The organism is Blautia faecicola, from assembly GCF_004123145.1.
GTDB lineage: Bacteria > Bacillota > Clostridia > Lachnospirales > Lachnospiraceae > Oliverpabstia > Oliverpabstia faecicola.
In genome coordinates, this window is the sequence record NZ_SDKC01000001.1 from 3,221,757 (window position 1) to 3,235,614 (window position 13,858).

The window sequence follows — 13,858 nt, forward strand, 5'->3', positions numbered from 1 at the left end:
CGATTTCTGCATCAAATGATGTAAGTTTGATGTAAATCGCTGTTTTTTCAGTTTTTTATCAAATGAAGTACGTTCCGTTTATTTGGTAAAACGGTACATCTTTACATCATCTTAATAGAGCTTTGCACCTGCCGGAATGTGGTCATCAACCATCAGAAGATGAAGCTTTTCTTCGCCTTCTTCTTCGTGAATAGCACTGAGGAGCATACCGCAAGAGTCAATGCCCATCATAGCTCTCGGTGGAAGATTTGTGATAGCGATAAGAGTCTTTCCAACCAGTTCTTCCGGCTCGTAATAAGCGTGAATACCGCTTAAAATGGTTCTGTCTGTGCCTGTTCCGTCATCAAGAGTGAACTGTAACAGTTTCTTTGACTTCGGTACTGCAACACACTCTTTAACCTTTACTGCACGGAAATCTGACTTGCTGAATGTATCAAAGTCTACCATTTCCTCAAACAAAGGCTCAATCTTTACCTTAGAAAAATCAATCTTTTCAGGCTCTGCTTTCACTTCTTCAGTAGCCTTAGATTTTACATCATTTTTCTTATTTACATCATTCAGGGTCTTCATTGTCGGGACCCTTTTTGTGGTTCTTTCATACTCGACCAAGCTGGTGTTAATACTATTAAATTCTCCATATTCCAATTATCCCCCATACTTCATATTTTTGCTCTACTTTGAGTCACTTTGCGGGCAAATGATGTAAAATATGATGTAAATGATGTAGGGCGATAGTAGTATATGCAAGAGCATATTCATATACAAGAAATTATAACTTCTCTTATTTACAATGTCAATCCACATCAAAGTAACGCTGCCTTATCTTTTCCTGCTTCAGAACAAGAAAAAAGAACACACAACACTCTGTATGTTCTCTTTCTGTATGTGAAGTCCAATATTATACTTTGAAGTAGCTATCCAATCCTTTGAACTCTTCCGCTTTCATTTCTTTTGTAACATCAGCATAGATGTTCAGTGTAGTTGAAATATCTGAATGTCCGAGTGCGTCTTGAATGACCTTTATATTTACTCCAGCTTCACACATTCTTGTTGTAAATGTATGTCTAAGCGAGTGGCAGCTAAAATGAGGAAGTAACACATCAGGTTCATCACTGTGCAAAAACTGCTCATCATTGCAATCACGGATAATTCTTCGTATTGCTTTGTTGAGTGTGGCTTGGTGCTGTGCCTGACCAAAACGATTGATGAAAATAAAATCTGTATATCCGTCAATCGTGACCTCGCAATGAAGTCCTAAATCTTCCTGCTTCTGTTTCTCATGTTCAAATGCTTCTTTCACAAAACCGAGCATTGGAACCTGCCTCATACTCGCCGGAGTCTTCGTTGTATTTACATTGAAATAACAGCCACTTTTACTTCCCTCGGTTCTGTGGTCATAATATACAAGAGTATGATTAACATCAATCATTCCACTTTCCATATCAATATCACACCATCTCAATCCAGTTACTTCCCCCACACGAAGTCCAGTTCCTATCATTACTGCAAAGACCGGATACCAGTGTTCATATACAGGGTGGGTTTTCAGGAAATTCAGAAATAGCTCCTGCTCCGGTTTCGTCAACGCTCTACGCTTTTCCGACTGAAAACAATGTGCTTTTTTCAATTCTCTCAACACATTATCTGACGGGTTATTTCTGATAAAGTCATCATCGACAGCAATCTGTAAAACCTGATGAAGAACCGTATGTATATTATCAATCGTTGAAGGCTTCAAATTTCTTTCATCAACAAGATAATTGTAGTATTTCTTAATATCTGATTTCTTCAGCGTTGATATTCTTTTACTTCCAATCACTGGTCGCACAAAGGTATTGTACATATATTTGTAATTTTCAAAGGTATTATTCTTCAGCCCTCTTTTCATATTTGCCCAAAGGTCAAATAATTTATCAATGGTTGTGTATCGTGCTTCGGTCTTAATACCATCACATTTATCTTTCTGAATACGCTTTTCTTTTTCTCTCAGGTCATCTAAAGTTCTTGCGTAAACAAATCTTCTTTTCATCTGGCTGTCCTGCCAGCTAAATTGATAAGTACCGTCTTTTCTCTGAACCTCTCCGGTTTTCAGAACAACCCTTGATTTATCTTTTCTTTTTGTCGCCATTGTGTCCTCCTAAATTCTAAACTGCTTATCTATATATTTGTCCAGTCGTTCCCTCACAATATGGATTTTATTGCCTATCCATATTGCAAAGGGACAACCTGCTTGATTAGACAACTCACGCAACTTCGTTCTTCCTATACCGGAATATGCTGCGGCTTCTTCGATTGTCAGCCACTTTCTTTCCCATATCGGTTCTTCAGCATTGCTTATGAGTTTTTCCTGATATGTTCTTACTTCGGCAAGTAAGCGTTCATCATCATTCAAGGAAAGTAAGTTTTTCAATGTATTCATCAAAAATCCTCCTCTTAATCATTCGACGATTTCCTATATGAAGAACAAATGGGCATTCTTCTTGGCTTGTTAGTTTTCTCAGTCTTTCTCTGCCTATGCCAGAATATTCAACTGCTTCATCAATCGTCAAATTAGACTTATGCCATATCGGCACATCATATTTTTTTCGGATAATCTTTTCTGTATCTGCCATTACGGAAGCACCTCCTTGTTTTTTTCTACCCTTATGATAATTAAAAAATGGCGATGAGCCTATTATGCGAACCGACCCATCGCACATTTTACAAATCAGCTATATCGAATACGCATTATCAAGATATTCGTCCAGTTTTCTTCTTTTAATCAGTCGCTTACTTCCATTCCAAAGAACAAAAGGGCAAAACTCCGAGTCGGACATTTCTCTTAATTTTCTTGAGCCAATACCACAATAAGCTGCGGCTTCTTCTACTGTAAGATTGGACTTCTTCCAGATAGGAATAATGATTTTATTTTCTGTCATTGCTTCCCCTCTTTTCTTTCTTTGATGAATATCTGTCGGTAACAACATAATCCCAACCATCCCCATCGCACTTATCACATCTGTCTTTTCGCTTTGCAAATGGGTCGAGTCGCCTTACAATATAGTCTGGATTGTGGATGTAATCATTCAGACACTTCGGGCATAGACAGCGAATATTTTCTTTCCCCTCCGGCTTGTAAACCCAAAGTCCAAAAGTCTTTTTCAAAGTTGCATTTATCTGTCTGAAAAGTTTATCGTCATCTACCGTACCTATGTATTCACGCAAATCCTCTCTATTGACTGTCCGTATCTGCTCCAGAAGAACCATTGACGGTTTCTTCAGTCCAAACTCCTCGCCGAGAATAATGTGCGATGGCAAATATCTTTTCTTGATTACACTTGTAACCGCTGCAACAATAATCGTCGGAGCATTCTGGTTATAATCGTCTGCCTGAACGACAAGCACCGGACGCTCTCCGCTTTGTACTGAACCACTGTTATCTCCAAAGTCATAGTAGAATAAATCCCCACGACAAATCATTTTTTCTTTCATATACATAACCTCACAAGAATCAAATTTTTAAAGTGTCATTCGTATCCGGAATGAAATAACCCCTTCACTCATTTGGACAAAGGGTGCTGAAATGCACACCCGAAATCAGAGATTTTCATAAAATTTGATAAAGTTTTTCTTTGCCGCTGCAATAGATTTATCTACGGAGCTGTAATATACACCCTCCTGCTTTGCAATCGCTCTGGAACTCAGACCGCAGCACACATTCTTCATAAGTCGTTCCCTTTGAAGTGGCTGCAACATTGAAAGTGCTATCCTTGCTTTCCTGATTTCACACTGACGCAATTCTTCTCTTTCCAGTTCAAGCCTTTCTTCCTCTGCTCTTTCAAATGGGTCGTCAAACATAATGGCAAGTTCTTTATGGAACTGTGAGGACATTTCATCGTCGTATCCATAGCAGTCAAGTGTACGACTGCTTCTCTTTGCATACTTGTCCTCATTTCGGTTTGCATCGTCAATTACCTCTCCCTGTGCAATGGAAAGATGTACAAACGGAGAATATCTTTCTATAACAAGGGGATACTTCTCCCAAAGCTCTTTTACAGATAATTCCGTAATAATCGCCCATCTTTCATCTCCGGTATAGCCGTTATATTCGTATTTAAGGTTTATCAGTTTACAATCCTTTGCAAATAATTCTTCTTGTTCTGTTAATGTAAGTTTGTTTGTCATTTTCGTAATCTCCTTTGAATTTTCTAAAATTGCTTTTTTATATAGAAAATTCGGAGATTACGGGTACTCAGCTATCTGGCATTGCCATGCGTTATAAAACATAAAAGTCCTTTCCCAAGTAAGGGAAAAGACCTAATACTGCACGAAGCATAATCGAATAAAACAGCAACAAAAAAAGCACCGTCGAATCTGGACAGCAAAGAATACTTCTATTCTTCACTTATCCGGCTTCGTACGGTGCTTGGTAGTTTAGCAAATAAATTGCTTATCTCCGCTTACTCGATTAGAAATCGTTTCGATATTTACTTGTAATCTTCATCGCCTGCAATTCCTGCCATATCCGTTCCTACGGATTCTGCGGAAGTAAGCGAGATTTAAGATATGGACATTCTTGCATTTCTGACACTTCACACTCAAATGTCCGGTTGCGTCTGAAAAAACTCTTTGTATCCTGAACCCACAAGTCGGGCAGAGAATATCACGCTCTTTCAGACTTTCTGCTTCTACTCTTGACAGAAGCAATCTCTTTTGTATTTCAGGTGCTACCTGAGTCTGTAACCTCATTGTGAAACACCTCCCAGATTTAACTCATTGGAAATGTACTCAAGGATATTGTGATACTCAAATAGCCCCATATCTCTCAATCTGATAACCAAGGCTGTATAAGATACTCCGATATAAGCTGCCATTCTGCGGATAACTGCTTTATCCTTTGAAGTAATGGTATTATCGCCATAAACTCTTATCGGATTTGACTGATTATATTTCGCCAAGGCATTTTCAATAATTCTTCTCGGCATAAGAAGCGAAGCTCCCATTGTATCTGCCTGCCACTCAACAGACGCAAACATCTGAGCCAGTTCCTCTTTGGAATAACTACGCTCACTGTCATACTCTGCATGAAAGCGTCCTTCACTCGGCATTGCATACATCTTACTCAAGATATGATGTGACGCTTCGTGTGCCATTGTAAATCTGCGACGTCCCTGCTCCTTTTCAGCAAGAAGAAATTTATCAAGTACGATGGTATCTTTCGGGAAAACAAAGGGAATAATTTTTCCGTCCTGATGTATCAGCAGTGGTGTTGCTCCATCTGCCAGAAAACCAATCCTGCCTGCATCATCTTCTGCGAAAGAAGCGTATTCAATTCGTAACATAAGAAATTCTGTAATGAAATGTTCTATGTCGATGGATTGAATCACTCGATTGCTAAACTTATTAGCATACGCTGTTATCAAGCCTTCGCTGATTTCTTCCAACTCGGCTCTTGACATATAAATACTCAAGTTGTGTCCACCTCCGACTCCACCTTGTCCGGCGGTGCAACTCCTCCGGCAAAGTTCTGTTGTATTTCCGCACTATCCAAATTGATTAGATAGCGAATTCCTTCAAGTGTTCTCATTCGTCTGTCCTCTGCTATAGTTCTTTGATGATGTGACAAGCCACACCCTGAATACAGCACTCATCTACAATGATGTCTTTCATCTTCTTATTTTCCGGGTGGAGAATGATTTTCTTATTCTCATCATCTCGGAAGTAGCGTTTCAATGTATTCTGATTATCCACAAGGGCAACTACTATATCGCCCTCTTTGGCTTCTACCTGCTTTTTGACAACCACAAGGTCGCCGTCATCAATCCCTGCTTCAACCATAGACTGACCGCTTGCTCTTAATATAAAGAAATCTCCTTTGCCGAAAATAGCAGTAGGAAGTGATACATATTCTTCAATATTTTCTTCCTCATACTGAGGACTGCCACAAGGAATTGAACCTACAATCGGCGTCTGTGTCTGTTCGCCACTGTACTTACAGGTCACATTGGTACGAATCTCCTGCCCGTCATATTCAATCATATTCTTCTCAGCCATCTCTACCAAGTATTTATATGCTGTACCTCTGGCAATACCAACCGCTTCAGCAATCTTTGTAGTCGATGGGGATTGTCTGTTTTGCAGGTAATAATCCTCGATATACTTTTTTATCTCACTCATAAGTTCAGGACTCTTGCTTCTCATACCTGCACCTCACTTTCTTTTCTATCGGAAGCACTCTGCTTTCGATAGTTTTATTATACCTGATACGAAAATTTTTCAAGTAGGTTTTTCGCAAAAGAAAAGAGGTGTCGCAATTTGCTAACACCTCTCCATTCTTTAATATTGACTTTACGCTTTATGCAGACCATCTACATAAATGCAAATCTGCACTATTCATTCTCTTTCATATCTTTAGTAGCTTTTGTAAGCATTTGTCTGTATTGCTCTTTCAAGCTTTCCGGTGCAAGTATCTGTACCTTGCCATTAAAGCCAAACACCCAACCGAAAAAAGTCGGACTGGCTGATACTTCGGTCTGTACCCTGAAAGAAGTCATATCATACGCAAGGGTTGTCACATCTTCTCCGAAACGGTCAACCATTGTTTTCATCAGACTGTTATCACACCGTAAATCTACAAGGACTTTCTCGCCTGAGAACATAAAGAATACTTCCTTTGTGTAATTCTCAATATCAAAATCATCCGGCATAGGAATAATGTCTTTATCCAATATCTCCGGCTTGGAAGCAATACGGTCTACCCTGAAATTGATAACCTTGCTTTTCTTCTCTGAATATCCGAGAACATAATAATAGTCCCCACACCAGAGAAGTTTATACGGGCTGAGCTTATACACTTCGCCCTTGTTCTTCAGAACCTTTTTCTTTAATCCGGTATAATCATAATACTGAAAAGAAATCTGTTTACCTGTATTGATGGCATCGTTTATAGCGTCAATGATATAATATATCTGCTCATTATCCGGCTTAATTCGATTGACCACATAGTTATTACGCTTCAACTTTGCCACCTGCCCCGGACTGGTCATCGTATGTATCTTCTCAATCAGCGTTTTGCTTTTCTTCTTTGTAATAAACTTCGATGACTCCACTGCATCTATCAGCAGTTTCAGTTCCGGCAATTCAAACTTACGACTGGCTACAAAGTATTTGCTCTGAGTAGAATGGATAGTAACAATATCCATTCCAAACTCCTGAAGTGCTGCAATGTCTTTTGTGACCGTCGTTCTATGTGCAGATATTCCGTATTCATCATTCAATATATTGATTAACTGTGTTGTGGAAAGAGGATTCTCTTCATCGGTTCTTTCCAGTAAAATCTTTTGTAGATATAAAATCCTTGGCTTTGTTTCCATAGCCCGACCTTTCTAAAATACTATTTAATCAAACTGTTTTTCTGCAAGTAATTGATAAAGCAATCAATCATCTTTTTATATCTGTCAATAATATCATTCTCGGTAAAGTCAGCCGATGTAGCCGTCAGGTCAAGAAGTTCAACAACACCTGTTCCCTCTTTTATCTGACCTTTACTGTTTGTAAATCCCTCATAATACTTCTTCTTATCTGTAAAACGATAATCAGAAGCACGAATGTTGATTCTTTTCTCAAGTAATGCTTTATTGCCCAATGACTCTACATTTCGAGCATCTGTTAATGAATTTTCTTTCTCGTTTCTATTCCGAGCATAAATATGTTCAATCTCAAAAGTAGTTTCAAGTGAAAGTAGTGGCTGTTTATCATTCTGATATGCCCACCAAGCTATCATTGCTTTTGTAATTGGACGTGCATTATTGAAGCTGAAATTATCAAACATACTTCTTATAGTATCTGCATCGAACTTATATTTTGAAAATTCAACAGGCTTATCATTTACGATATTTACCATCTCAGCATACACTGGTGTTCTAAGTGCATTTACACCTGGATTTGTAATAGCATACGTCCATATAAATCCAGTTATCTTTTGCAAGAATGTATAGAACTTCTCATCATCAAGCAAACCTTCATCATCTTTATTTTGCATAAAATATACGGATACAAAATATGTCCACATTCCGTTCGGAGCATAGTTCAATACAAAAAATTGCTTCAAAACTCTATTTGAAAATCTTTCGGTATCTTGATTGGAAACATCTTCCCAAAATTCAGCCAATACAATCAATTCCGTTAATGTATTAGTATCTTTCAAAAGGGCATAAGAATTTTTCTCATAAAATTTTCTTAAAGCTTCTGTTGTAGATGATACAATCCCCATTTTTGCACGGACAAAATACATATATCGTGTAAACAATTCGTCCATCGGTGTACCTGAAATCGGATGGAATATTCTCTCACAAAGTTCTTCGAGCTTTTTCCATTGAGCAATAAATTCTTCTTTTTTACCCAATTTAGAAAAATGCTTATAAAACTGTGCCTTAAAAATATCCGCATCAGACAGCGGCTTTCCTCTATCATTAAGCGTTGAAAAAATACGCAACGCTGTATCCTGCGACTCAGCTTCAATCGGAAGGAGAATACAGTTATTCATAATACGGGTAGGTAAATAAGCAAAGTAAGTAGGGTATTTGGACAAAAATTCATCAATATTATTCTGGAAGAATCTGAAGTTGCAAGCGTATTTGCTTTTCATTTCTTTATTGACAATTCCTGTTCTTAATATTTCAAGAAATTCTTCCTTATCATTATCAGTAGCAACCTCAGAGTCTATCTTGAGCTGTGACATATCAGGCTCGCCAAATTCATCAGTTTTCCATAAACACTTTTCAATGTTCTGCTTTGTTGATATAGAAGCCTTGTCCTGCATATGACCGAACTTAGAATAGAACGCTCTTAAAAGCAACATAAGAGTTGTCAATCTCTGCTGTCCATCAATAACCTCTAATTTATCCTCATTTCTAAAAGTTACAATCGGACCGAGGAAATACTCGCTATTACTATCAAATTCTGTCTTTCCTTCATCGGGAATAGCAAATGAAAATATATCGTCCCAAAGCGTTCTGCATTCAGCTTCGCCCCAAGCATAAGGTCTTTGATAATCTGGTATTAAAAAGTCCGATTTTTTACTCTGAAATAAATCTTTTATTGTTTTTTGGTCAACATTTAATTTTGACATAATCCAATTCCTTTCTCTTCTAAGTTCTATCTTCTGAAAATTACTCCTGATACAATCAGTTTTTAATTCGCATATTTCTTGAAATTCTCTGCCTGCTCAAGAACTTCCTTGTAAACATCATCAATGGTTACTGGCGGATAGCCGAACTCATCAAGCAGCAATATCAAATCCACTTGCAAGTTTGCCTTAATATCATCACGGGCAGACCAATCGGTATAGCGTGACTTATCATCAACAATCAGCTTTATCCTTTTGGAAAGTTCAATCATTTTATCGTCCGGATATTCAAACTCAAACTTCTTGGAAACTGCTTTCAAAATATCATAGAAAGCTTTTTCCTCATAATCTATTCCCATATTCTTGAAGGAGTTCTTTTCTGTTTTCAGTTCAGACAACAACTGTGCAAGCTGCTCCGCAACATCATCAAGGACTTCGTTGGCATACGCTTCATCACGACGTCGGTTATTATACTCATCAACAACTTTCTTGAGTCTGTCTGCAAATTCCACACCCATAATTTTATTAACTTTCTTAAACTCGTCAATCGCCTGAGAAAGAAGTCTTTGAAGTATCTTGATTTTCGTATTCGGCAACTGAATAGCATTTATCTTATCCATATACTCATCGCTGAAAATATCCACCGATATATGCTTTCCGGTTTCAAATAATTCCTCAATGCCATCAGACTGAATTGCACCCTCAAGCATTTTGCGGACACGAGCGTTCATCTGCTCAATATCCGGTGCATCGCCTTTTGTCAACTTGAAAAGGATAGAACGGACAGCACAATAAAAATGGATATAATCTTTATCTTCATCAGAGAATTTCTCACTTGAACTACAAAGGTTAAATGCCTGTTTCATTCTCTTGACTGCTGCCATAAATCTTCTTTCCAGTTCTTCAGACAACTGCACATACTCAACCGCACGGTTCAGGCAGGCAAGCTGTTCGGTAGGCGAACCATTGAAGAAATCACTGCTGTTAAAGTTATGGAACATCTGACCAAGAACTTCTAACTGGTCTTTTACAATCGTGATAGACTGCTCCACACCTTCAAATTCTTCGCTCTCAAAATTTGTATATTTCTTGAGGGCAGTGTTCATGTTTTTTTTGATACCTATGTAGTCAACAATCAAGCCTTTATCCTTGCCCTCGCATACACGATTTACACGGGAAATCGTCTGAATAAGGGTATGCTGCTGAATAGGCTTATCAATGTAAATCGTATCAAGCTCCGGCACATCAAAACCAGTCAGCCACATATCTACAACAATGGCAATCTTAAAGTTTGACTTCGGATTTTTGAACTGACGGTCAAATTCTTTCCTATCCTCTTTTGTGCCAAGCATATCAAAGAGGTCTTTTTCATCATCTTTATTACGAGTCATAACCAACTTAATTTTTTCCATTGGCTTCAACTCTTTTTTATCTTTTTCACTCAGAACAACCCCGTCATCACAAATCTTCTTTTCTGTCCATTCCGGTCTGAGTTCCTTTACTATTTTATAGAAATCGTATGCTATATTTCGGTTGGAACATACAAACATTGCTTTGCCTGCTACAGTTGCACCTTCTGCCACACGGGTTTCATAATGTTTGATAAAGTCCTCCGCAACAGCACGAAGTCTGTCAGGGTCGCCAATAATAACCTCCATTTTGGCAACTGCCTTCTGGCTTTCTTCTACTTGATGTTCATTTGCTCCCTCAAGCTCACACTGTGCATAATATTCTTCAATCTGTCTTACCTTGTCCTGATTAAGCATAACCTTAGCTGCACGACCATCGTAAACAAGATTAACTGTAATACCGTCCTTAACAGCTTCCGTCATTGTATATGCGTCTACAACACCACCAAAGACTTCGATTGTTCCATCAACCGGAGTTCCGGTAAATCCAACATAAGTTGCATTTGGTAAAGAGTCGTGCAGATACTTGGCAAAGCCATAGGTTTTCTGAACACCTGACTCTGTAATCTTAACCTTTTGGTCGAGATTGATTTGGCTTCTGTGTGCTTCATCAGAAATACAAATAACGTTCGTTCTGTCTGTAAGAAGCTGCAAATCCTCTGTAAATTTCTGAATGGTAGTCAGATAAACACCGCCACTCTCTCGTCCCTGAAGCTCCTCACGAAGTTTCTCACGGGACTCAATACTTACAACAGTTTCATCTCCGATATATTTCTTTGAACCTACAAACTGTTTGGAAAGCTGGTCATCAAGGTCTGTTCTGTCCGTAATAATAAGAATAGTCGGAGAAGAAAAGTATTTGCTTTTCATCAGCATACGGGTAAGGAAAAGCATTGTATAACTCTTGCCGCAGCCTGTCGCTCCGAAGTATGTACCACCTTTACCATCTCCTTCAGGGCGAAGATGAGCCTTGATATTCTCATACAATTTATTTGCCGCAAAGAACTGTGGATAACGGCACACTATCTTCAAATCCTTATCTGAGTTATCCGGAAAATAAATAAAATCTTTGATAACTTCAAGTAAACGGTCTTTTCGGAAAAGTCCTTTTACCATTGTCACAAGGGAATTGATACCGTCCAGTTCTTTATCGTCTGAGTTTATCTTTCTCCACGCATAGAAGAAATCATACGGGCTGAAGAAAGAACCATATTTATTATTTGCTCCGTCACTGATAACAACAAACGCATTATATTTAAAAATCTCCGGAATATCTCTACGGTAACGAATTGTAAGCTGCTTATATGCGTCCATTATGGTCGTATTCTCTTGTACCGCACTCTTAAATTCAAGAACAACAACAGGAATACCATTTACGAACACAATGCCATCCGGAATACGCAACTGATTATTTACGCCTTCAATTTCAAACTGATTAACCACTTTGAAAATATTGTTTTCGGGAGTGTCGAAATCAATAAGTTCAATATAGAGGTCTTTCTGCGTTCTATCCTCACGATTAAGAATAAATCCATCGCAGAGCAACTTAAATACAGCTTTGTTTGCTTCATAAATCGTACCGGAAATATTACGCAGCATTAGAATGACACTATCCACCTCACTCGGTGTAATACCGTCTTTCGCATACCGATTATAGAGGTATTGCTTCAGGTCGTCCGTAAGCAGAACCTCTGTCCTTTCTCTGTGTATCTGGTCGCCACTGACATAGGTGTACCCCTCGTCTTTGAACAACTCCATTATTGACATTTCCAATGCGTGTTCATTAAAATTTGCCATTGCGTTCACTCCTTTTATACGCTCTGTGTTTTATAAAATATCAGCAAAATATCTGTTCTTCTCTTTAGTAAATACAACTTGTGACGGGAATAAATTTTCTCCCATATTCGCCATTCCAATAGCCGTATATGTCCAATCACTCAATTCTTCCGGCAAGCGATAGCAAATCGGATTGCCATCATTTGAAATTGTAATCAACGGAATACCCAATTTATCCATTCCAACAGATAAAACCATTTCCGTTTGACTGCCTTCAGCAATTTCAAGAACAGGTTGCTTCGTAATATCAAAATAAACTTTCGCTCCACGACGGTTTAGGAAATACTCCTCATCATTTTTATCAATAAAGTCTATCGGTAATTTGCTTCGCCTGCGGTTAAAATAATCAGATAACTGCTGACAAACATATCCATTAAAATATTCGCCCTGCATTTCAAGTTTCTCATTGATAATCTGTTCTTTGTTCTCAAAATGAGTCATATAACCAAGTAGTCCTATAAAGCATACCAAGTCATCGGAATAAATTCCTGCATACGACTTATACCAAACATTATCCCATTCGCAAATTATCTTATATAACCTTTTATATAAGTCCAGTTGAGTTTCATTAAGCTGAAACCATTTTGCATTTAACAGTTTTTTCTCTACTCCCTCTGCAATGGAATGATAGTGCAATTCATTACACAAGGCTTTTAACAGCTTTGAAATGATACCCGCCATCATATCCGCCATACGCAAGCCGCAATTATCTTTTGAATTTCCCTCTGTTACATTAGACAGCCCTATTTCACACGCAGCCTGCATTGTTCTACTGGCTTCGTTCTTCTCTCCCTCTTTATCTAAAACTAAGGCATAATTCTTAATCTGTTCTTCCTGCAAGTATTTCGCAAAACCACTAAACGGCATACGATAATCCCATTGAAATTCCGGAATAGCTGAATTATTGTCTAAAATATGCAGTATATTTTCAAAGGCTTCATTCTCCTGCTCTTTCAGACTCATATTTGAACGGTTACATTCAATTCGTTCTCTAAAAAATCTTTTCAATTCCTCTACAAATTCTTTTGAATTATCATCATAAATACTTTGGATAACATTCTGTGGACGATACGCAACAAGAGCCTTTGTTATAGAATACTTAACTGCATCTGCATCTATAATGAAATTATTCTGATAACCTATAAAAAGTTGCAAGACTAAATATTCTATCTTACTTGCAACAGAAAAATACAACTTGGTACTTTCATCAAAAATGGATAAGAAGTCCATTATAAACTGTGTGTTGGTTTTATCAAGCGAAGCAAATCCACATTCAAACTTCTTTTGCTTCAAAGTTGTACTTTTTAATTCGCCATTTCCATCTTTACGGTCAGCATATTTATTTTCAAAATCTTCATATTTTTTGAAAACTTCTTTTTCCTTTTCTTTCGCCCAACCAACTACAACCGTAACAAAATTATCGTAATAATTTGGAGCAGTTACGGTATTATAGTTGATTTTTCTACTGTGTTCTGACTCATCGTAATAAAATTTATATGTATCCATA

12 protein-coding genes and 1 pseudogene are annotated in these 13,858 nt (G+C 37.9%); all 13 read right to left on the reverse strand.

The window, feature by feature from the left end:
• Window positions 1-111: 111 nt before the first annotated feature.
• Window positions 112-576: pseudogene (locus ETP43_RS14475) on the reverse strand (lysine--tRNA ligase); the annotation flags it as partial.
• A gap of 322 nt (window positions 577-898) precedes the next feature.
• Entirely contained in the window at window positions 899-2,128 is a 1,230-nt protein-coding gene (locus tag ETP43_RS14480; RefSeq protein ID WP_129258888.1) for a tyrosine-type recombinase/integrase, read from the reverse strand.
• 9 nt (window positions 2,129-2,137) lie between these two features.
• Window positions 2,138-2,419 (reverse strand): excisionase, encoded by a 282-nt coding sequence (locus tag ETP43_RS14485; RefSeq protein ID WP_023920548.1) that lies wholly within the window; start codon window positions 2,417-2,419, stop codon window positions 2,138-2,140.
• Window positions 2,385-2,612 carry an excisionase gene (locus tag ETP43_RS14490; protein WP_002594705.1) on the reverse strand — a complete coding sequence of 76 codons (228 nt, stop codon included), beginning with the start codon at window positions 2,610-2,612 and terminating at the stop codon, window positions 2,385-2,387. The genes ETP43_RS14485 and ETP43_RS14490 overlap by 35 nt, the downstream gene beginning before the upstream one ends.
• Before the next feature lie 99 nt (window positions 2,613-2,711).
• Entirely contained in the window at window positions 2,712-2,918 is a 207-nt protein-coding gene (locus ETP43_RS14495) for an excisionase (RefSeq protein ID WP_002594704.1), read from the reverse strand.
• Window positions 2,905-3,471 (reverse strand): type II toxin-antitoxin system PemK/MazF family toxin, encoded by a 567-nt coding sequence (locus ETP43_RS14500; protein WP_015530049.1) that lies wholly within the window; start codon window positions 3,469-3,471, stop codon window positions 2,905-2,907. The genes ETP43_RS14495 and ETP43_RS14500 overlap by 14 nt, the downstream gene beginning before the upstream one ends.
• A 105-nt stretch (window positions 3,472-3,576) precedes the next feature.
• Window positions 3,577-4,164 carry a hypothetical protein gene (locus ETP43_RS14505; protein ID WP_024853351.1) on the reverse strand — a complete coding sequence of 196 codons (588 nt, stop codon included), beginning with the start codon at window positions 4,162-4,164 and terminating at the stop codon, window positions 3,577-3,579.
• Window positions 4,165-4,724: 560 nt separating this feature from the next.
• Window positions 4,725-5,450 (reverse strand): ImmA/IrrE family metallo-endopeptidase, encoded by a 726-nt coding sequence (locus ETP43_RS14515; protein ID WP_055196061.1) that lies wholly within the window; start codon window positions 5,448-5,450, stop codon window positions 4,725-4,727.
• Window positions 5,451-5,580: 130 nt separating this feature from the next.
• A complete protein-coding gene (gene lexA / locus ETP43_RS14520; RefSeq protein WP_330546550.1) occupies window positions 5,581-6,156 on the reverse strand; it encodes a transcriptional repressor LexA in 576 nt (191 codons plus the stop codon).
• Window positions 6,157-6,368: 212 nt separating this feature from the next.
• Window positions 6,369-7,352 carry a helix-turn-helix transcriptional regulator gene (locus tag ETP43_RS14525; protein ID WP_129258892.1) on the reverse strand — a complete coding sequence of 328 codons (984 nt, stop codon included), beginning with the start codon at window positions 7,350-7,352 and terminating at the stop codon, window positions 6,369-6,371.
• 20 nt (window positions 7,353-7,372) lie between these two features.
• Window positions 7,373-9,109 carry a DUF262 domain-containing protein gene (locus ETP43_RS14530; RefSeq protein WP_118049514.1) on the reverse strand — a complete coding sequence of 579 codons (1,737 nt, stop codon included), beginning with the start codon at window positions 9,107-9,109 and terminating at the stop codon, window positions 7,373-7,375.
• 62 nt (window positions 9,110-9,171) lie between these two features.
• Window positions 9,172-12,312 carry a type I restriction endonuclease subunit R gene (locus ETP43_RS14535; RefSeq protein ID WP_129258894.1) on the reverse strand — a complete coding sequence of 1,047 codons (3,141 nt, stop codon included), beginning with the start codon at window positions 12,310-12,312 and terminating at the stop codon, window positions 9,172-9,174.
• A 30-nt stretch (window positions 12,313-12,342) separates the two neighbouring features.
• Entirely contained in the window at window positions 12,343-13,857 is a 1,515-nt protein-coding gene (locus ETP43_RS14540) for a DUF3800 domain-containing protein (RefSeq protein ID WP_129258897.1), read from the reverse strand.
• Window position 13,858: the final 1 nt, after the last annotated feature.